The sequence below is a fragment of the Bacillus sp. FSL H8-0534 genome (assembly GCF_038005885.1).
Classification (GTDB): Bacteria; Bacillota; Bacilli; order Bacillales; family Bacillaceae_G; genus Bacillus_A; species Bacillus_A pseudomycoides.
The window spans coordinates 101648-121616 of record NZ_JBBOUC010000001.1; the positions used below are offsets into that span (position 1 = coordinate 101648).

At 33.8% G+C, this 19969-nt stretch carries 24 protein-coding genes and 1 pseudogene; all 25 read left to right on the forward strand.

Going from position 1 to position 19969, the window contains the following annotated elements; genetic code table 11:
- The first annotated feature begins 37 nt into the window (after nt 1-37).
- The 25 genes and pseudogenes from MHH71_RS00620 (at nt 38) to MHH71_RS00735 (ending at nt 19798) form a co-directional block, all read left to right on the forward strand.
- Nucleotides 38-541 (forward strand): SMI1/KNR4 family protein, encoded by a 504-nt coding sequence (locus MHH71_RS00620; protein WP_033798994.1) that lies wholly within the window; start codon nt 38-40, stop codon nt 539-541.
- Nucleotides 542-613: 72 nt separating this feature from the next.
- Nucleotides 614-1096, forward strand: coding sequence for a hypothetical protein (locus tag MHH71_RS00625; protein WP_033798995.1), 483 nt, complete (start codon nt 614-616; stop codon nt 1094-1096).
- A gap of 93 nt (nt 1097-1189) precedes the next feature.
- Complete coding sequence (locus MHH71_RS00630; protein ID WP_006095407.1) at nt 1190-1684, forward strand: hypothetical protein; 495 nt, start codon at nt 1190-1192, stop codon at nt 1682-1684.
- Nucleotides 1685-2248: 564 nt separating this feature from the next.
- Nucleotides 2249-4819, forward strand: coding sequence for a type I pullulanase (gene pulA, locus MHH71_RS00635; protein WP_033798996.1), 2571 nt, complete (start codon nt 2249-2251; stop codon nt 4817-4819).
- Between the two features lie 224 nt (nt 4820-5043).
- Entirely contained in the window at nt 5044-5409 is a 366-nt protein-coding gene (locus MHH71_RS00640) for a hypothetical protein (protein ID WP_006095409.1), read from the forward strand.
- Between the two features lie 111 nt (nt 5410-5520).
- Nucleotides 5521-6006 (forward strand): Imm30 family immunity protein, encoded by a 486-nt coding sequence (locus MHH71_RS00645; RefSeq protein ID WP_006095410.1) that lies wholly within the window; start codon nt 5521-5523, stop codon nt 6004-6006.
- A gap of 110 nt (nt 6007-6116) precedes the next feature.
- Entirely contained in the window at nt 6117-6614 is a 498-nt protein-coding gene (locus MHH71_RS00650; RefSeq protein ID WP_033798997.1) for an SMI1/KNR4 family protein, read from the forward strand.
- A gap of 237 nt (nt 6615-6851) precedes the next feature.
- Entirely contained in the window at nt 6852-7208 is a 357-nt protein-coding gene (locus tag MHH71_RS00655; RefSeq protein WP_018783308.1) for an Imm3 family immunity protein, read from the forward strand.
- A gap of 108 nt (nt 7209-7316) precedes the next feature.
- Entirely contained in the window at nt 7317-7673 is a 357-nt protein-coding gene (locus MHH71_RS00660; protein ID WP_006095413.1) for a hypothetical protein, read from the forward strand.
- Between the two features lie 34 nt (nt 7674-7707).
- Nucleotides 7708-8259, forward strand: coding sequence for an SUKH-4 family immunity protein (locus MHH71_RS00665; protein WP_006095414.1), 552 nt, complete (start codon nt 7708-7710; stop codon nt 8257-8259).
- 148 nt (nt 8260-8407) lie between these two features.
- Complete coding sequence (locus tag MHH71_RS00670; RefSeq protein ID WP_006095415.1) at nt 8408-8800, forward strand: immunity 50 family protein; 393 nt, start codon at nt 8408-8410, stop codon at nt 8798-8800.
- A 70-nt stretch (nt 8801-8870) separates the two neighbouring features.
- On the forward strand, nt 8871-9254 hold the full coding sequence (locus tag MHH71_RS00675) for a hypothetical protein (protein ID WP_240517000.1): 384 nt from the start codon (nt 8871-8873) through the stop codon (nt 9252-9254).
- A gap of 22 nt (nt 9255-9276) precedes the next feature.
- Nucleotides 9277-9672: an immunity 22 family protein gene (locus tag MHH71_RS00680; protein WP_033798998.1), complete on the forward strand. Its 396-nt coding sequence runs from the start codon at nt 9277-9279 to the stop codon at nt 9670-9672.
- 237 nt (nt 9673-9909) lie between these two features.
- Nucleotides 9910-10752 (forward strand): SDR family oxidoreductase, encoded by an 843-nt coding sequence (locus MHH71_RS00685; protein ID WP_006095418.1) that lies wholly within the window; start codon nt 9910-9912, stop codon nt 10750-10752.
- Between the two features lie 152 nt (nt 10753-10904).
- Nucleotides 10905-10996 (forward strand): annotated as a pseudogene (locus MHH71_RS30470) (DUF4870 domain-containing protein); the annotation flags it as partial.
- A gap of 820 nt (nt 10997-11816) precedes the next feature.
- Entirely contained in the window at nt 11817-12293 is a 477-nt protein-coding gene (locus tag MHH71_RS00690; protein ID WP_006095420.1) for a DUF6985 domain-containing protein, read from the forward strand.
- A gap of 108 nt (nt 12294-12401) precedes the next feature.
- The gene (locus tag MHH71_RS00695) at nt 12402-12794 is read left to right on the forward strand and encodes an immunity 22 family protein (protein WP_033798999.1); all 393 of its coding nucleotides are present in this window, start codon (nt 12402-12404) and stop codon (nt 12792-12794) included.
- On the forward strand, nt 12787-13032 hold the full coding sequence (locus MHH71_RS00700) for a bacteriocin immunity protein (RefSeq protein ID WP_050774411.1): 246 nt from the start codon (nt 12787-12789) through the stop codon (nt 13030-13032). Before MHH71_RS00695 ends, MHH71_RS00700 begins: the two co-directional genes overlap by 8 nt.
- A gap of 83 nt (nt 13033-13115) precedes the next feature.
- A complete protein-coding gene (locus tag MHH71_RS00705) occupies nt 13116-13847 on the forward strand; it encodes a DUF4261 domain-containing protein (RefSeq protein WP_006095423.1) in 732 nt (243 codons plus the stop codon).
- Nucleotides 13848-14068: 221 nt separating this feature from the next.
- On the forward strand, nt 14069-14605 hold the full coding sequence (locus tag MHH71_RS00710; protein WP_006095424.1) for a SecY-interacting protein Syd: 537 nt from the start codon (nt 14069-14071) through the stop codon (nt 14603-14605).
- A 124-nt stretch (nt 14606-14729) separates the two neighbouring features.
- Nucleotides 14730-15296: a DUF1444 family protein gene (locus MHH71_RS00715; protein ID WP_006095425.1), complete on the forward strand. Its 567-nt coding sequence runs from the start codon at nt 14730-14732 to the stop codon at nt 15294-15296.
- Between the two features lie 33 nt (nt 15297-15329).
- A complete protein-coding gene (locus MHH71_RS00720) occupies nt 15330-15944 on the forward strand; it encodes an immunity protein Imm33 domain-containing protein (protein ID WP_006095426.1) in 615 nt (204 codons plus the stop codon).
- Nucleotides 15945-16065: 121 nt separating this feature from the next.
- Nucleotides 16066-16446 carry a hypothetical protein gene (locus tag MHH71_RS00725; protein WP_003198562.1) on the forward strand — a complete coding sequence of 127 codons (381 nt, stop codon included), beginning with the start codon at nt 16066-16068 and terminating at the stop codon, nt 16444-16446.
- Nucleotides 16447-16670: 224 nt separating this feature from the next.
- Nucleotides 16671-19058: a penicillin acylase family protein gene (locus MHH71_RS00730; protein ID WP_006095427.1), complete on the forward strand. Its 2388-nt coding sequence runs from the start codon at nt 16671-16673 to the stop codon at nt 19056-19058.
- Between the two features lie 296 nt (nt 19059-19354).
- Complete coding sequence (locus MHH71_RS00735) at nt 19355-19798, forward strand: hypothetical protein (protein WP_033799000.1); 444 nt, start codon at nt 19355-19357, stop codon at nt 19796-19798.
- Nucleotides 19799-19969: the final 171 nt, after the last annotated feature.

Sequence of the window (19969 nt, forward strand, 5' to 3'; positions counted from 1 at the left end):
TATGGAAATGATTTAGGTGACTGGGGGATGGAATGAAATGAGTAAAGTAGAATGGCAATTTGCTGATGAAGCTGTAAGTGATGAATATGTAAAGAAAATTGGGGAAGAATTAGGCTTTAATTTTCCTCATGAGTATGTTGAGTGTGTATCGAAGAATAATGGAGCAAATGTGGAACCAGAACTTTTTGACGTCCAAGGAATAGAAAGAGTGTTTGGTACGTTATTATCTTTTGATGAAAATAGTGGTGAGTATATTGCAGATGTATATAATGACTTCAATGATACATTACCAAATGGATTAATCCCGTTTGCTTTTGATCCAGCTGGAAACTTAATTTGTTTTGATTATAAAAACCATGAAGAGAATCCAATAGTCGTTTTTTGGGAGCATGAAGATGCATGGGAAAAAGAAATGCTGATGGAAAGCGAAGGAATCACAGCAGAAGAGGCAGAGGAAGTGGCGAGGGAAAATGTATTTTATGTAGCTCAATCATTTACCGAATTTCTAAGTAAATTATATGCTGATGAAGATGATGAATAAATTGGAGAAAGAAAAGAGTAATATGTGTAATGAAAAATATAATATTGAAATGAGATGGGTGAAACGATAAGTATGGCTATAGAAATGAAGCCAGAAATAAAAAAGGTTTTAGAAAAAATAAATTTTATTGATAGATATCAAGCGATGTCTAATCGATTTCGAGAGAATTCTAACGATTTCGATGATAGATTAGGAAGTTACAACATTCAAAAAGTGATAGTAGTACTGAAACATTTTGGATATGAGGTAACATTTGATTATAAAGAGAGATTTTTTAAAGTAGGAGTCGTTGATCATTCACCGCAATATATGATCTGGTTTAATATTAGTCTAGAACATGGAATGACAGAATTCATTTGGGTTGCTTATTATAATGGCGAAGTTCGATTAGGGAGTCCTTGGAGTATTTACCCGAGGTTATTAATAAATCCCAGTATGAGAATAAAGATGCCTGTTTTCCGTAGTTACGAAGAATTAGAAGAAATATTAAAAGAAGCTTTTGTACTCTATGAAGATTTTAAACGGGAGTTAATATCATTATATGAAAAAGAATAGGTAATGATTTTTGAGAACAGTTTTCGAGCGTTTCGTTTATGAATGGTCTCAATGAGGTGTAATTAAGCATCAAGAAAGGTGGTTTAATAAGGAATGAACGGTGAGGAATATAATGAATTGGTACAAGAGGTAGTAGATTTCTCAAAAGATTTTCAGTTTGCTTCTTTAACCAAAAAACTTTCGAATAAAATAGCTATCGTTAACGATATGCAGCAAGCGGAATTGCTCGCTTATGAGGAAGCATATGGTGAAGATGAATACACGTGGACAGATATAAGGGAGTTAGAAAAGAGTAAAGTTCGGGGAGTGTATTATAGGTTATCAGAAATTGAAAGACCAAAGGAATTACATACTATGTTAGAGGTTATTGACAATCATGTAAGGCAGAGTGCAGTTAGAATGGATGGATTTTTCAATGATGTCGTAGCTGATCTCAATAATTGTGCTTTTAGCCGTGCTATCAATGGGAAGAAGAATGATTTCTTTGAAACTATGTTTGAAATCTATAAAGCAGGTGGCTTTCCTTGTGGCTGGAACGGAGAGTACCCTGGTAATGGAAGAATCATCGCTTATTTTGAAAAGAGATAGTTCATACAAGCGAGTTATAAAGAAAGAGGATTCAATACATGAATCTTGTAAAATAAAGTAATCCCAAACTCTCCTAAATACGTGAATGTATTTAGGAGAGTTTTTATTATGTAATGTGGGAGAATTTTAGTATGTGTTGACGCAGAGATGAAGTCTTAAAGTCATAATATGTCCACGCTTAACTATCTTCAATGAGTTACAACTGTACATGTTAACAACATGTACATAGGGTAAAAACAGAAAATTAATAATATATTGACCTCTTTATGGTTCGTGCTATAAAATTGAAAGCGATAACAAACGTTTTCTTTAGAATGTTTTTCATGATCTTTTGATATTTAGAGATATAAAAAGGAATAAGTAAGTATTTTTTTTGATATTTAATGCAAACGTTTTCGTTAATTTCTTACTCCTTTATACCTTTGATTTTTCTATTAAAAGATCATTGAAATACATAAGTGAAAACATTCAATACGGAGGTGTTATAAAAGCGATTTTTAGATTAACTTATGCAGGGTTACTCATAATGAATTATTCGTAATATTTTAAGAAAGGGTGAATGGAGTGTATATTACAAAAAAATTAATAAACAAGACGTTTTTATTACTTACTGTAATTGCTATGCTATTATCTGGTTTTTCTTTTCAGAGTGTACAAGCAGAATCAAATACGAAAACAACTGAAATTATCGTTCATTATAAGGAGAAGTCTGGAAATACAAAAGATTGGAATCTTTGGATGTGGGCTGAAAATACGAATGGTCAATCCTATGAATTTACTGGGGAAGATGAGTTTGGTAAGTATGCTAAGGTGAAAATAGATGGTGACTATAATCGTGTAGGATTTATAGTTCGTACGAAAGAATGGGAAAAAGACGGTGGTGATCGTTGGATTGAAAATATTAAGGATGGCCGTGCTGAAGTATGGGTTCTTTCGGGCGATGATAAAGTATACGATTCTAAGCCTTCTTTTGAACTTTCTATTCAGAAAGCAACCATTGATAGCTTCAATGAAATCACTGTAACTACCAATGCTCCATTCAATATTAAGGAGCAAAAAATTGAAATTGAGGGCGTTAACATTGAGAAAGTTAGTCCTTATGATACAAATGATGGAGATAGTACTAATAAGGTTAAAATCATTACAGAAAAGAATCTTGATTTTAAAAAAACATACAAAATCAAAATGGGAAATTCCATTGAAGCTAATACTGAAATTGGTAAAGTAATTCGTAGCGAGGAATTCGATCATTTATTTTATTATGATGGTAGTGATTTAGGTAATATATATACGCCACAGGAAACAAAGTTTCGTTTGTGGGCTCCCACTGCGAGCGAGGCAAAATTGGTTACTTATAAAAAATGGAATGATGAAAAAGGTACTGAAATAAGCATGGATCAAGGTGAAAAAGGAACTTGGACTGCAAAACTGACAGGTGATCAAAAAGGCCTTTTTTATACATATAAGGTGAAGATTGGGGACAAATGGACTGAGGCCGTTGATCCATATGTGCGTGCTGCTTCTGTTAACGGTGATAAAGGTGCAGTCGTTGATTTAAAAGAAACAAATCCAAAAAATTGGAAGGGGAACAAAAAGCCGAAATTTAAAAATCCGGAAGATGCTATTATTTATGAGTTACAAGTACGTGATCTTTCCATTCAACCTGAAAGTGGTATTAAACAAAAAGGAAAATATCTTGGTGTAACAGAAAAAGGAACGAGAGGACCCGAAGGCGTAAAAACAGGTCTTGATCATATTAAGGATCTTGGTGTTACTCATGTCCAGTTTTTACCGATATTTGATTATGCTTCAGTAAATGAAGAAAAATTAAACGAACCACAATATAACTGGGGATATGATCCGAAAAATTACAATGTACCAGAAGGCTCATATTCTACTAATCCTTATGAGCCCACTGTTCGAATTACTGAATTAAAGCAGATGATTCAAACACTTCATGATAATAATCTTCGTGTTGTGATGGACGTTGTATATAATCATATGTACAATGCGGCTGAATCCAATTTCCACAAGTTAGTTCCAGGTTATTATTATCGTTACAATGAGGATGGTTCACTCGCAAATGGAACAGGAGTAGGGAATGATACGGCTTCTGAACGAAAGATGATGAGGAAATTTATGATAGATTCCGTCGTGTATTGGGCAAAAGAGTATAATTTAGATGGATTCCGTTTTGATTTGATGGGTATTCATGATGTCGAAACAATGAATACGATACGTAAAGCCATTAATCAAATTGATCCTTCTATTATTCTTCATGGAGAAGGTTGGGATTTAAATACGCCTCTAGCGCCTGAGTTAAAAGCAAATCAAAAAAATGCGGAGAAAATGAAAGGGATCGCTCATTTTAATGACGATATTCGTGATGGATTGAAAGGAAGCGTATTCGGGGATAAGGATAATGGTTTTGTGAACGGAATGCAAAACATGGAAGAACGCATTAAAAAAGGAATTACGGCTGGTATGGACTATGATAAAAAAGTGTATACTTATCAGGATCCTGAGCAGGTCCTGACATATGTTGAAGCACATGACAACCATACATTATGGGATAAGCTTCAGTTGACTAATCCTGGCGACAGTGAGGAAGTACGTAAACAAATGCACAAGTTGTCTTCTTCCATCATATTAACATCGCAAGGGGTTTCATTCTTGCATGCAGGCCAAGAGTTCATGCGTACAAAATATGGTGATCATAATAGCTACAAATCTCCTGATTCTATTAACCAAATGGATTGGGTGCGCCGTGCAGCATTTGATAAAGAAGTAGAGTATATGAAAGGCTTAATAGAGTTGCGTAACAACCATTCAGCTTTTCGCATGACATCTGTTGAACAAATAAAAAAACATCTAACGTTCATTGATGCGCCAAAAAATGTTGTAGCTTATACATTAGATGGCAAAGCAAATGGTAATAAAAACGATTATTTTGTTGTGGCTCACAATGCGAATAGAGAAGCGGTGGAAATTACTCTTCCATCAAAAGGTCCTTGGAAAGTGCTAGTAGATGGTGAACGTGCAGGAAGTAAAGTGCTGTATGTTTTCCATGATAATAAGATTAAGGTTCCCGCATTAAGTTCATTTGTTTTAAAAACAGAGAAACCGATTAAATAAGAATAGATGATTTAAAACATCCACTAACCATATCTGGAGAGAAACAGGATTCTTATCATAGGCTATAAAGTAAAAGGTAGAAACACTCATACTCCTATTAATAAATTAATTCCAAATATGATAATATAAATTATGGAAAAAAGATGAAAAATTGTAGGGAATATACTAGACTGAAAAGTAGGAAGGTTTTTATTAGACGAACAAAAGTTTAAGGGGAGTTTAAAATGGCTATAAAAGTAATAAGGGCAACAGGTATGATGGGTGGGGCTACAAGAGTAGCTTTAAAAGTGGATAATGAAGTTGTAATGAAATTAGAAAATAATGAAGAGTACACGCTCCCTTCTGATGTAAAAGAAGCGAAGATAAAAGCAAATCAATTATTTTTTGGAAGTAAAGAAAAGCAAGTAAAAAATGGCGATATAGTCGAAATTAAGATTAATGGTCTAGCGATGCTATTGTGTATGGTATCGTTAATAGCAGTATTATTTGGTTCAAAGATTGATCCTAATGCTATTTGGTTTGGTGTAATCGGCTGTTTGGTAACGCTTGTCTATTCAATAAATAATTGGTTCACGTTAGAAGTTAAATAACAGGAAACAGCAGAGGTTTTAAAAACTCTGCTGTTTTTTTCATCATAATTGTTTAAATAGAGTTTCGTATTCTAGTAATTAGTGAGTATCAATAAAATCGGGAGGTACATCATGAGTTATAAAGAACAACTTGCTATTTTATATAAAATGCGCTTTATGGAAAATGAAGGCGATGATATTGAAGAATTTGAAGAAATATTAAATGAACTATCATTTCATGCAGGAAATGAAGTGATTCCAGAACTTTGTAAAATATTTGAAGACGAGGTAGCGGAACCTTCTGCAGACAGCGATGTAATTGAAACCATTTTTTATATTGCAAGCCGGAATGGATTAGAGGATGGACTTGTACAGTTAGCGAATGGAATAACAAATATGTTACCCCAGGCAGAATTTTGGGCAGATAGAATTCATCGAACACTTTTAAATTCAGAAGAGTTAATTTTGCCATATATTAAAGCTTTACAACAGGTTGATGAGCATACGAAACAAATAGTGAAAGATATTTTATGTAATGTAAAGAGTGAGATGCCGGAGTTATTTGCGGAAAAGGTTGATTTTATATTAAGTCATTCCGCAATCAATGAAGTGAATTGAAACTGTACAAAAGAAATTTGAGTGGCAATAAATGAGAGGAAGGTAGCTATAAAAATGTACTCAAATTCGCTAATAAGAATATAATCAATATCACTTTAGGAGTGATAGAAATGAAAAAAATGAGTCAACTCATTGCACAAATAGAGTCTTTATCTGATTGTCGTGTGCTTGAGCCTGCAGGATTACCGATAATTAATGAGAAGAAGCATATCCTACCTGAGGATGTAAAGGGATTTTACAGTCTTTGCGGAGGAGCGGTTTTGTTCGAGAATGAGGAGTATCCGATTTATATTGTCTCCTCACAAGAATTTATTTTAGCAAATCCAGTAATAATAAGTGAGCTGTGTGAAGATGATATTACTTCCAATTGGTATATTATATGTAATGATGGAAAAGAGGAATACTTAACAATTGACCTAAATCGAAATAGATTGGGGAAATGTTATGATAGCTTCTTTGATCGTCATGGAATTGCAGGGGAATCACAAATCATTGCAACATCGTTTATAGATCTACTTGAAAGATTTATACATAATAAGGGGAAGTATTGGTATTGGATGCAGAGTGATTTTGTATCACTTGGAGATGCTTATGATGGACTCATATAATCATTTATAAATTTTTAAATAAACAGTAGTAAAAAACTTGATTGTACAATGCCTTTCAAGTTTTTTGATTTGAAAATTGCTAGGATTGTAAAATGTAGTGGTAGATAATCAAAATGATGGGAGAAAGATACGAAAAGGAGAACTGACATGGTGATTTTAAATTAGACTTAGCTTTTCATACCTAAACAATTACTTTAAATTCAACATGATAATTAATGCCTAATGGAGGAATCTGAAATGGAAAACTGGGAATACAATGAATTGTTTGAAGCCATTAATGAAGCCTATAATGACTTTTTAACTTTAGATAGAGGACAGAAAGATGCAATTGCGAGAACTTGTTATGAGTATATAAATCTCGGAGAAATAGAAGACGTAATTGTTGATACAGCTGTAGGTGAAATAGTGTTAACTCATGACAAAGTTTTCATTGGGTATATAAAAGGTATAACAAAGAGATTAAGCAAGTTTAATCCACTAGACGCAATGGGGGAATTAACACAAGAAGAAATAAGAGATTTATCCAACAGAATACATAAAGTATTGGAAGGTCTTGAAAAAGTAGAGATTGATTATAATCCTTCAGCAGAATAGCTCGGTTTATTCTCTTTCGTGCTGAAGAGGAAGTATTTGAAGGTAAGGGAGTGGGAGAAAAGCTTTATCTTTGTTTTGCTCAAAATAAATGAGAAAGCGGGAATTTGAGTGGGGAGCTATTTTATTAAGATAGATGGGTTTGAATATCCAGAAGCATATAGAAAAGCAATTGAATTACATTTAGTGGATTTTGATTTATGGTATATGATGGAATCAGTACAAGCAACTAGACGCTTTCTTGATTTGAAAGAAAGGTATCCAAATAGAAAATTAGTTCCTTTTGCTAGAAGAGATGATAATGATGATATTGCCTGCTTTGAATTTGGAAAAGGACAAAAGGTTCAAGTGATTCATGACTTCGCTACGGAAGGGTTTGAACAGAGGAAGGAATTCGGTGATTTTTGGGAATGGCTGGAGTTCGCGATTAGGGAAATGATTGATTTCAATAGAATGGAAGAGGAGTAAATTATGGGGATGAAAAAAGGAAAGGGGTAATGAAATGATTGCACCTAAAGAATTTTGTGATAGATGGAATGAAAAAAGAGACGGGACATTAAACAAATTGGATAGAGAGATAATGCAGCATGCAAATTTATCTAGTGATAAGAGAAGGTTTTTAAGCGAAGCGGGTCTTCCAGCATCGGCTGCTCCATTTATAGAGTTTGATAACGCAACTGAATTAATGCAGAATGTAACTCGAAAATTTGGCATGCCAATAGATTTTGAGTTTTATTGGTTTATAGGTACGACTGGTTCTGGAGATCCTCTTTGTATTGATGAAAGAACAAATAAGGTAGTCTATTTACATCACGACAACAACTATGAAGAAATCTTCATTAATTCTTCCATTCATCAATTTGCAGAAAGCCTTCTATTGTTTTCTAAGTTAATAGATGAAGCGATTCAGATAAATGGTGAATTTGCATTTTTAGATAATGAAATTCCGGAATCAGTGCGTATCTGGTTTGAAAATGAAGTAAGGCGTATCGATTCAAAGGCTGTAGAAAAGAATACATTTTGGTCTGAGGAACTTGAAAACCTTACTGAATAAAAGAATGTATTTTATAGATGATGTACTTCATCTTTGGGACATCTATCGGGATTTCATAATTAATGTTTCTCTACATATTTTTCTCTGAATTTTGAGATGGAGCTCCATTATTTTGAAAAGAAAATCGAAGAAAGTAAGGCATATAAAAATGATTAATCAACTTAAAATCTTAAATCCTCAAGCACTTATAAGTATTTTTGGAATGATACCGGAGTTTGAACAATCAGAGTTATTAGATGTTCACCTTAAAAGAGATGGTCCGACTTTAGTTATTCGAATCATGACAAAGGAACCTGTTGAAAATAAACCGAAACGATGGAATAAATGGGATGTAATTTATATAGAAATTACATTCTTTTGTATTCAAGATTTAATAATCAAAGATATAGGAACAGACAATATAATTCATCAATTTGGAATAAATGCTATTGAAGAAGAAGGGGTATTAAAAATTAAGTGTAGAAATCAAATGCAAGTTGAATGCTTATTTAGATGGGCAAAAATAGAGAACATAACCCCTGGTTTAATAGGGCTACACTGACCTAGTTTTAGTAGCTAAATCTAAGAACGCCTATTTTTTATAAAATGTAACATTTGAGGAGGGCTGCTACTTGGCTACATATTCCGTCATTCTTGAATCGAGTATTAAAGGTCGCTTATTAATGAAAATAAAAAACTATACAAATTGCTCTTTATCTGAAATTCAATCCAATATAAAAAATAAATATCCGGTAATGGCTGTTAACCGTCGGAATTCAGAAAAAATGAAGGATTTAATTGAGGAATTGTCTTCAAATAAGCTGCAATTTAGGATTTTTAAGCAAACGGATGAGGGGAATAGAGAAATAACAGTTGCAGTGTTTACAAATGGCATGGAAACTTCCAGGCAGACTGCAAAACAAAGGGAGCGTTTGGATGCATTATTAATAGAAGAGGACGATGCTAGCAGTTGGTGGGGAGAATTCAAAATAAAACGACCCCTAATAAACGAGTAAGAATGAATAAAGGAGGGTTAATATCGAAAATCCAGGCGTAATATCGCTATGGCTAGGGAATTTCAAGAGTAAAGAAATGCTGCAAAAGTATGTGGAAATAAAATTTGATGAACAGGGAGATAGAATCCCATCACAATTTATGAGAGATTTTCAAATTGATTTTATAAATTATAATGAAGATCTATTGGAAATCACATTTATTGATATTTCAACTACATCTTTACAGTTGTTATTAGAAGGCGCATCTTATTATGAAAAGATTATATCTCAATTCATAGATTATTATGGGGAACATATGTTAGAGAGTTATAACACAGTGATTAGAGTGTATGATTTTGAATATAACGAAGCTAATGCTGTTGAAAATAAGCACCTTGTTTATGCTGGTGCAGTTATTTATGAAGAGTGGGAAGAATAATATTGGTGAAGACATTTATGGTCAAAGTATCTGCTGCTTATAATGTGGTGAAACGCTCAAAGCATAAAAAGTGTGTTTTAAATTTTTCGTTTAATCTTTAATGAAAAATATAGGGCTACTAGAAATATTCGGAGAGTATGAACGCATGAAAACTTCCTCTATTTAATTTTTTGAAAAGGATATATTTTCTTGTATATCATAATACATTATAGAAAAATGCTGAGAGGGGTGTATGTGATGGGTTTCCCGCCTCAACAACAAGGTAGACCTGGCATTGAATCATTAATGATACCCAGACCTATATTTGATAACCCCAATTACAAACCAGCCGGTAAGCTTATAAATAAGGTAGCACTTATAACTGGTGGAGATAGTGGAATTGGTAGAGCTGTCGCTGTAGCATTCGCGAAAGAGGGTGCAGACATAGCAATCTCATATTTAAATGAACACAGCGATGCAAAAGAAACGGCGTTCTATGTCAAAAAGTACGGCCGTAGTTGCATTACCATTCCAGGTGATATTGGGTATGAGCAGCATTGCCAACAAGCAGTAATGCAAACCATTCACCAATTTGGCCGTATTGACATTTTGGTGAATAATGCCGGTGTACTATACATAAGGAATAGTCTACTTGATGTAGATTCGAACCAACGAGCAAGTACCTTTCACACAAATGTTTTTTCTCAGTTTATTTTTACGAAAGCTGCTTTGCCATACATGAATTCAGGGAGCTCCATAATAAATACAACATCCCTTAGTGCTTATGATGGAGATCAAGATGCAATTGACTACGCGGCATCTAAAGGGGCTATTGTTTCATTTACACGTTCGCTGTCATCGTCACTGGCATCGCAAGGGATTCGAGTTAATGGTGTGGCCCCAGGACCAATTTGGACGCCATTAATTCCATCTTCCTTACCTCCAGAATGGCTTGCCACATTTGGAGACCATGTTCCTATGAAGCGAGCTGGTCAACCGTTTGAAGTGGCACCTGCTTATGTATTCTTGGCCTCCGATGATGCATCTTACATATCAGGGCAAATTCTGCACGTGAATGGTGGGGAAATTGTAAACGGCTAAATACTTACAAAACTAATATTAATTGTTATTATTCAAACTGGGTATTTCCCCCACACTTTATATTCATTCAACTCTCTTTTCTTCTTCATAAGGAGTAAATATCCTATTTGAAACATGATGGAAGACCAGAGTAGAATGGCAATCAATTGCCAATGTTAATGCTAGCAGCTGTTGTAGGGATTTTTCATCACTGTTTATGTACAAAGCGATAACACGTAAAAATGAAGTGTACAAATATCATTGCTAATCAGCTTTATAAGTTAATAGAAGAAATCATCTGGAGCACTGGTGTAACGCAAGGTCATTTTAACAATATTGTAAAACAGTCAAGGGAAGAAGAGTAGTATTTCAAGGAAGTAATAAAGAATATTTAGTGATGAAGAGGCACTTTAACAAGCTACAATAAAATTGTTAAGGTGCCTGTATCGTTTGTGAATAGATATTATAATTGAAGGGAAACAAAAATACCGGAGGAATCACGATGCCAACTTACAATAAACTCGTACGTGACCCAATCCAAGAAATGATTACAAATAATAGTAAAACACTTACTTACAACAAGAATACTAGATGAAAAGAATACATAGAAGAAGTATGCAAGAAAACAGGGGGAAGAGTTAACGAAGTATTTAGAGGCGAAAAATAAAGACTATAAAGTAGAAAAACTAGCAGATTTATATTGCTTTCTTATTGTTCTTTGTTTTTAGTTGGTTTGAGTCTAGTTTCAAGTATACAATTTAAACAGGGAGGAGGAAAAATTGAAAGAAATGGACAAGTAATTCAAGAATGGGGTCCAATTGATTATGGTTTCAAATCTTAATTGAGTAAAGTGGAAGTTCTTCAATTTTACAATGTAGATAACGATGAATATGTTGGGACAAATGAGAAAGATATACTATTAAACTTTATGAAAGTGCCTGTTTTCCAACAAACAGTAGATCGTGTCTTTTGGTGTAGTTTTTAACGTATGTTTTGGTTATGTTCCGTTAGGGAATGTATTTGTATTTCGGTATAAATAATCAGCAAAAAAATAGAATAGTAGTATCCGATAGGAGAATGAATAGATGAAAAAAATAAACCATAAATTATTTGGTGAACTTATCTATGATGGATATTGGACCGGAAAACAAAAAATAGCTATTTTGGGTCATGACAAAATAGTTCCTTTAACTATTGATGAGGAAGAACATGATGTATTTTCTGCAATTCAAGAAGAAGCTTATAGCAAATTCATCGCTGATACGAATAGACTTATACAAGAAGCTGAACAAGCTATATTCGAATATTATCAAGAAGAATGTTTAGAGTATAGAGCTATGTTAGGTGATGAGTCTGCTGATGAAATAGTACCAATTATAACAACTACTCAACAATTAGGAAAGTTGGTTGATCCTATAGGACTTACTATTTTACCAGATTTCGAAGATGGAGTTAGAAGGCTAGGATTAATATTCAATTGTACATGGGAAGAGGACGGTATTGGTGTAAGATTTGAGAATGAAGAAGTTATTGAAGTTGGTTATCAAGATATTGTTATTTAAATTGTAGAACGAGAAAACTTACATATGAATAAAGTTTTGCAAGATAAGGGCGTTCACAGTAAGAGAACAGGTTTCTATACGATGGAGAGTATAATAAGGAGAGGCAATATGGAATATAAAGGAATGTCTTCGTTGTGGCTTGGAACAAGTCAATCATATCAGCATCTTCAAGAATATGTTGATATGGAATATACAGAAGATGGAGATAGTATAGATTCAAAATTTGGAGTGAATTTCGGTTTTGGTTACTATGATGAAGATCAAATCGAAATTATGTTTTATGAGGAACATAAAATACATATAGAAGAGATTTTACAGGATTTCTCTTATAGTGAGATTATTATTCCGAAATTTAAAGATTTGATGAAACCAGAAAATGTAGCGGCGAGTATGAATTCTGTTATAGTGCTTTATGATTTTCAATACGATGCAGAGAAAGCGAAAGATACATATGAGGGGTTAGAATTTATATTTGTTGGTGCTGTACCTTATTATGAATAGCTTTAAGAGGTTGAGTGATGTGAAAAGCCAGATGGGAAGAGAGGAACTTATTGAACTTGTAAAAAAGATCTATAATCTTGATTTACCAGAAACAGAACATAGCGAATATGTGAAACAATTCAATAATAGCGGTGTTCCACATCCAGCACCTAGTGATTTAATATTTTGGAATGATATAGAATTAACACCTGAAGAAGTAGTAGAATTTGCATTAAGTTATAAGAAAGAAAAAGAATAACTTTAATAAGTAGATGAGAGAGTTTAGAAGGAGATTGTATTAGTATTTACATAGAGAAATGTTGTAAATAAGGAGAGGGTTAGATGGAAAGTTCAAAAGTTGTATTATGTATACCTGGTTTATGGAAGAATAGAAGTGAACTTATTGAGGCGATTGTAAGAAAAAGTGAGGGATATATGTTTGCTGGGAATTATATGAGTAAACTAGGGAATCCGAGTATTTTTTTTGAAGTTGATATATATGAACATGACGAGCGAGTAGCAGAAGCGTTTGAAATTGCTGGATACAATTCATTTACTGAGGAAGACCTTGATCTTATTAGAAAACATTCTTTAGCACTGTATTTAATTGGGGAAGGAGGTTCCATTGAAAAGATAAGGAAGTTAGTTGATGCTGCAAATGCACTTGTAAAAGCTGGAGGGCTGGGCGTGAAAGTTGAATCCTCAGGTACTGCAAATACAATTGAAAGTTGGAAGGATATGTATCATACAGATGATGAAGTCCAATTATTCAAAGCTTTTGTAACAGTAGTCGCAGAAGATGATTTTTACTATACGTGTGGTATGCATTGCTTTGGGCTGCCGGATGTAATTACTTTTAAAGATCAAGTAACCCCGCAATATGCTCAAGAATTAATGAACGTTTTTTGTCTGTATAATCTGATTGAAAAGCCTAGCTTAACGGACTATTCTACATTCAGCCTAGATGAAGATAACCCTCATTTTATATTGCAACATACGGAGTGTAAACATTTTTCAGAAGATGAATTGTTTTATAATCAGTATGGTATTTGGGCGTTAGTAAAAAAAGCGTAGTATAAAATTTGTTGTGATAGGAATAGATGGTGCAGGAAATCCGATTTGTTGTAAATAACTAACTGTAAAAATGATGAGAGTTGATATGGATACTGGTGAATAAGAATGGAGTACTTCTAATTTAGGGGCATATTTACCTAGGCATTTACTGAAGAGGTATAAATCCATTTTTGATGATAGATTTGTAGGGGGAAAATTAAGTAAAGTAAAGGGGAATATGCGTGTCTATTAAAAATGCAATGCAACAATACTTTAGGTTAAGAATAAAATTAGCGTACGAAGGTTTAGATTTTCTATTAAAAACACCAGTTCTTGAAGAAGTGAATCCTATTCTTTATGATGGGGAAATAGATGAGGAAGGTTATATTCTATGGAAACCAGTAGAAAAAAATATCGTACACGACTTTATTCATTTAGAACAAGAAATGGATATTCACTTTCATCAAACGGTTATTACGTACTTTAATTCCTATTGGTTTGCTGAATTAAATGGTTTTTATAAAAATTATTATATTGAATTAGAAGCGGTATTGCCGAATATTGAATTGCATTCATTTAAAGAACGGTTAAAGGGCTATAAGGGGAACCATCAAGAGAGATTAAAACATATCCCAATAGGTATTGAAGGTAATGGAATGTTAGTTGTGATTGACAATGAAAATGGGAAAGTGAAATTGGAAGATTTTGAGAGAAGTTCATTTGAAACAATTTCAGAAAATATACAAGAATTGATTTTGAATTTACGTTTGAAGAGGTGATAGTTAGTACAAGTTTAAAGGAACTCATTTCTCGATTAAGCTTCCAATGAATTAGTAGTGTTTTGTTGGCTTTATATCTGTTAATTGGTGTGTATTGTTATAGAAAGTAAAGGGGCGTATTTATATGACAATCCGGTTTTGTAAGGAAGCAGTTGCATACTTAAAACCAATAGTAAAAGAGGATCTTGAGGAAGAATGCTTTACTTTATCTGAAGAAAATAGTTTTGTCCATACATTTTTTAATGAAGATTTAATGATTACCTTTTTAGTTGAGGATCATCAAAACGATTATTTTCAATATGTTCAAAATAAGCATATATCAGAAGAAGGATTGGATGAGGAACAGTTAGTAGAAATCGGGATCAATAATCTTTATAAATTAGCAGATGAAAAAGAACTACGGGTTCACACGCTATCGGAAGGGTGTTTTGCTTTAATTCTTGACGGGAATTTCGAGGCTAGCTTAATTGTTCTAGACGATTTATGGGAGCACTCATTAAAAGAATTCGTATCAAATGGGTATGCAGTTGCGATACCAGCGAGAGATATTCTTGTTTTTTGTGATTGTAATGCTAGTAACGGGATTGAAAAAATGAGAGGAATAATAGAAAAGGTTTGGGAAGATGGAGATCATTTACTGATTGATAAAATTTTGGTGAGAAGTGAGGGGAAATGGAGTTATTCAGAGTGAAAATGAAGCACATAGGAAAAGGGGAAGAAATTAGTGGAAAATTTTATTAAGAAGATAGGGGATAAAACTTTCATTGCTCAGGCGGAAAAGATCTTCGCAGTGCAGGTAGAAGGGTTATTTCATTTTTTAACTGAAGTAGAAAATGATCGATTAATAGATGGGTTTTCTATACAAGTTGGTTGGTCGATTTATTTTCTTGATAAAAGGGAAGATGGATTTCATATTACTGTACATGATTATACGAAGAATCCATTTGAAGATATGACAGATGATTTGACGATTTCATTATGGATACTATTAACACAAGTGAGTTTTTTAAAACCATTAACAATTGAAGGGGAATTGCTGCGATTTTGTGATAAAATTGTCGCTGCCAAAGATGTATTAAAGTTAGATGATATTTACTTAGAAAGAACAACAGATTGTGAAAAAGGTGACTCCGGTTGGTATATAGGTCCTATTAATGATGAGGATGATACAGAAGAGTACGAAGCGTTTTATGCATATGAATTACTAAAATTGAAGCCTTCACTTATTCAAGTATTAACATTACCTTCTGCATTTCTTGTAATCTTTGAAAAAGATGTAGTGAAAGCAGTGGTAGATGAAAATAATGTGAACATTTTGGATAGGATTAACGATAAATAATCTGGTATAGAAAAAAGACCTAGCCATTTGTTAATGTTAGTATCTCAATAAAGTGTAAAAATCGAATCGTGTAGGATGAGCCTTATTACATATTGAAGCAATTACTTAGGGAGGAACATTTGTGGCTTATAAAGATAGTTTATTTCATGTTGTTAAGGATAAAATTATATTAACTATGTTTATTTTACTTACTGTTTTCCATATGATAAATTTTGCATTTTTCTTCTTTTTTGCAGTTACGGTAGCTTTGTTTTGGGACGATCCGAATGCTGATATGAGTACAGAATATGCGCCAATAGTTATGCCGTATTTATATCCAGTTCTCATCGGTGGGATATGTATATTTTTAGCTTTTGTCAGCTGTTATTTCTATCAGAAGTACGCACCAAATTCTAAGTGGAAAAAGGTAGCTGTGGAAGTGCTTTTTCTGATTGTTGCATTTGTCATTCCAAGATTTTTTGGTGCATTTAAAATTCCTTTATTGGACATGCTTTCAAGATAAAGAGTTTACTATTGAGTATTCAAGAAACAAAAAGTCTCAGTAAATCGAAATTTACTGGGGCTTTTTGTTTATCGTTATCTTTTGAGTGAGACAGTTCACGATAAGAATGTAAAAAATAAATAGTATTCTACATATCAAAGATGGATGGTACATGACAACTCTCTTCAATCTGAAAGGTTTCTCTCCTAATATGAGCGAATAGATTGAAAAAGGAGGGAGTTTGTATGGAAGTTGTTGTGAAACAGCGGAAGAAAAGAGGTAAGGGGAAAAAAAATTTCATTTGGTTTGGTAGTATTCTTCTTTTTTTACTTGTTACCGCGGCAGTTTTTGTAAATGCATTCGTGATGAAGTCAATGCCAAAGGTAGAAGGGACGGTTCATGTCAGTGGATTGCAAAAATCGGTTCAAGTAATACGAGATGAAAGAGGGGTACCTCATATTAAAGCTGAGAATGAGCATGATTTATATTTTTCACAAGGATATGTTCAGGCGCAAGATCGGTTGTTTCAAATGGACTTAAGTAGAAGACAAGCATCTGGAACATTAGGCGAAGTGGTTGGGAAGGCAGCGCTAGATAAAGATAAATTGTTCCGAACCCTTGGGCTAAGGCGAGCAGCAGAAGCATCAGTAAGCCAATATACTGGCGAAGCAAAAGATGCATTGGAGTCGTTTGCTGATGGAGTAAATGCATTTATAAAGGAAGCAAAAAAGGACGGGAAACTACCAGTAGAGTTTCATTTACTAGGATACGAGCCTGCTGAATGGACTCCGGTTGATTCTTTAACGATTGGCAAGTATATGGCTTTTGACTTAGGTGGTCATTGGCATGGACAAGCATTTCGATTTTGGGCACTTCAACATCTTTCGAAAGAGCAGGCCTATGAATTATTTCCAACTTATCCAACGGATGCTCCTAGACTATTAGCGCTGTTAAATAATCTGGATGTGAATGTGGCCAGTGGTTTTGCAAAAGCAATTATTCCACCAGAATCTAACGGGAGCAATAATTGGGTTGTAAGTGGAGAAAAAAGTGCATCAGGAATGCCTATATTAGCAGATGATCCCCATCTTTCTTTGGCGACACCATCGATATGGTATCAAACACATTTGGAGATGAAAGACATAAATGTGAGCGGAGTTATTTTTGCAGGGGTTCCAGGTGTTATGTTAGGGCATAACAAACAAATTGCTTGGGGTGTCACGAATACAGGTCCGGACGTACAAGATTTATATATAGAAAAAAGAAACCCGGATAATCCCAATGAGTTTTTGTATAACGATAAATGGGAAAAAGCTACGATTGTGAATGAACCTATAAAAGTGAAAGGTGAAAAAACAATTCCTTACGAAGTGACGATTACTAGACACGGTCCAGTCATTTCAGAATTTGCTTATAAAAATAAAGATGAGGCTGTTTTTGCGCTTAGATGGACGGCATTGGAACCTTCAGCGGAATTAAAGGCCGTATTAAATATGAACAAAGCAACAAATTGGACTGAATTTGAATCAGCGCTGGAAGATTTTCATACTCCTACTCAAAATTTCTTATTTGCATCAACAGATGGCACAATTGCTTATAAAGCAAACGGAAACATACCGATACGTAAAAAGGGAGATGGAATTTTACCTGTTCCTGGATGGACAGATGAATATGAATGGGAAGGCTACATTCCCTTTGATAAACTTCCAAAGGTGATAAACCCAGAACAAGGCTTTATATCAACAGCCAATAATAAAATAATAAATGATGATTATCCGTATCATATTAGTCATATTTGGGCGCAGCCGTATCGTCAAATGCGTATTCAAGAATTTTTACAGGAAAAGGATAAATTGACTACGAAGGATTTACAAACTTTGCAAATGGATCAAAAGAACCTTCAGGCAAGAGAGTTTGTTCCAGTGTTTGTGAAAGAACTGAATAAAGTAAACGTATCAGACGTGGAGAAACAAGGGTTAAAAGAGCTGACAAATTGGGATTTTTACGATAATAAAGAGAAAGCTGCCCCGTTAATCTTTCATTTATGGATGAAAGAAATATCCAATACTTTATTTTCAAAGGAAATACCAAAGGGTATAATGGGTTTATTTGAAGGTAAGCAACAAGTTGTGGAACAATTGATACGGAAGCAGATGAATGGGGAAAACAGTGTATGGTTTTCTAAACATGGAGGCTTCAAAGAAGTTTTACATACATCGTATTCAAAGGTAATGAAAAAGCTTGAAAAACAATATGGATCAGACGTAACGAAATGGAAGTGGGGAGAATACCATAAGCTTTCTTTTACGCATCCTATGTCCCAATCCTCTCAGTTACTTGGTTTTTTTTTCAATCGTGAAAAGGCTGTGCCAGTTGGGGGAAGTAATATTACAGTTCAAGCAGCAAGTTATGGAGATGATGGGATTGTGAATCACGGAGCATCTTGGCGATTTGTAATAGATACAAAGGATATGTCAAATGGTTATCATATTGTAGGACCAGGACAATCAGGACATTTTAAAAGTGACTGGTATCATGATCAAATAGAAGATTGGGTAAATGGAAACTATCATGCTACTACGCTTCGTACAGATCGAATTGACGGTAAAATATTAACTCTAAAACCACAATAAGATTTATCCCGGATTAACGGGAAAGAAGACCCCACCTAAAGCTTCAGAGAGGAATGAGGAAGATAGGTGAGGGATAACTGCCCGTAAAAGCCTGATTGGTTCATCTAACCAACAGTGGGGGATGAAGAAAAAACTCACTGATGAAAGTTGTACTTTATAGGACTCTTACGTTTGTAAGAGTCTTTTTCGTATCATAAATAGCTTTCTTATAAAACGACAGTGTACCATAATTAAATTATGGAATGTTATAATTTGGGAAGAGAGTTTCATAGTTATACATATATAGAGGTGAGTACATGAGCAATTGTTATTTTGAATTTGTAATACATAAAGAGTCTTGTTTTCATAGACTAAGAGAATTTTTTTACAATCTTAAAGAAGAGAAAGAAAAAGAGATGATAGATTGTAGTGATTCTATGTGGTTAGATTATTTTGAAGAAGATACATTAAAACAGTTTTGGTGGCCGACGGAAGAAGAATTACATCATTACCAGATTTTATGGAAACAAACCCCTGTAGAAAAACGCTTAACAGATCCTAAACTGAGAACTCCATGGGACTTTGAATCTATGATTGATGCATTTGCTTCTGGGGAATATGAACTAGTCTCATGTGAAAAGGCAACAAACAATATTGGAAGAATTGATTTTTATCCTTATGGATGGCCATACGGCGGGAGCGATGTGTTTAGAGCTTTAATTGAGTATAGTGGTTTCAAAATTATTGATGAGAGTGTATAGAATTTACCATAGTTAAAGGTATAGTGATAGATTTTCTTATTGTAACTATGCATTTAGTTTTGAAAAATCAAATAAACACGGAAATACGTATAAAATTGTAGATAGTTTTCATTTAGTTATATAAGGTTGAAAGAATCCAAGTTACATAACAATCAATGAAATATATGGAAT

Excerpts from the sequence above, each read along its gene's own strand:
- MHH71_RS00650 (WP_033798997.1), top strand. The coding sequence starts at position 6,117 with ATGAAAAAAATGAGTCAACTCATTGCACAAATAGAGTCTTTATCTGAT.
- MHH71_RS00730 (WP_006095427.1), top strand. The coding sequence starts at position 16,671 with ATGGAAGTTGTTGTGAAACAGCGGAAGAAAAGAGGTAAGGGGAAAAAA.
- MHH71_RS00665 (WP_006095414.1), top strand. The coding sequence starts at position 7,708 with ATGATTGCACCTAAAGAATTTTGTGATAGATGGAATGAAAAAAGAGAC.
- MHH71_RS00715 (WP_006095425.1), top strand. The coding sequence starts at position 14,730 with ATGACAATCCGGTTTTGTAAGGAAGCAGTTGCATACTTAAAACCAATA.
- MHH71_RS00645 (WP_006095410.1), top strand. The coding sequence starts at position 5,521 with ATGAGTTATAAAGAACAACTTGCTATTTTATATAAAATGCGCTTTATG.
- MHH71_RS00630 (WP_006095407.1), top strand. The coding sequence starts at position 1,190 with ATGAACGGTGAGGAATATAATGAATTGGTACAAGAGGTAGTAGATTTC.
- MHH71_RS00690 (WP_006095420.1), top strand. The coding sequence starts at position 11,817 with ATGAAAAAAATAAACCATAAATTATTTGGTGAACTTATCTATGATGGA.
- MHH71_RS00695 (WP_033798999.1), top strand. The coding sequence starts at position 12,402 with ATGGAATATAAAGGAATGTCTTCGTTGTGGCTTGGAACAAGTCAATCA.
- MHH71_RS00640 (WP_006095409.1), top strand. The coding sequence starts at position 5,044 with ATGGCTATAAAAGTAATAAGGGCAACAGGTATGATGGGTGGGGCTACA.
- MHH71_RS00685 (WP_006095418.1), top strand. The coding sequence starts at position 9,910 with ATGGGTTTCCCGCCTCAACAACAAGGTAGACCTGGCATTGAATCATTA.
- MHH71_RS00620 (WP_033798994.1), top strand. The coding sequence starts at position 38 with ATGAGTAAAGTAGAATGGCAATTTGCTGATGAAGCTGTAAGTGATGAA.
- MHH71_RS00705 (WP_006095423.1), top strand. The coding sequence starts at position 13,116 with ATGGAAAGTTCAAAAGTTGTATTATGTATACCTGGTTTATGGAAGAAT.
- MHH71_RS00625 (WP_033798995.1), top strand. The coding sequence starts at position 614 with ATGGCTATAGAAATGAAGCCAGAAATAAAAAAGGTTTTAGAAAAAATA.
- MHH71_RS00655 (WP_018783308.1), top strand. The coding sequence starts at position 6,852 with ATGGAAAACTGGGAATACAATGAATTGTTTGAAGCCATTAATGAAGCC.
- MHH71_RS00700 (WP_050774411.1), top strand. The coding sequence starts at position 12,787 with ATGAATAGCTTTAAGAGGTTGAGTGATGTGAAAAGCCAGATGGGAAGA.
- MHH71_RS00670 (WP_006095415.1), top strand. The coding sequence starts at position 8,408 with ATGATTAATCAACTTAAAATCTTAAATCCTCAAGCACTTATAAGTATT.
- MHH71_RS00735 (WP_033799000.1), top strand. The coding sequence starts at position 19,355 with ATGAGCAATTGTTATTTTGAATTTGTAATACATAAAGAGTCTTGTTTT.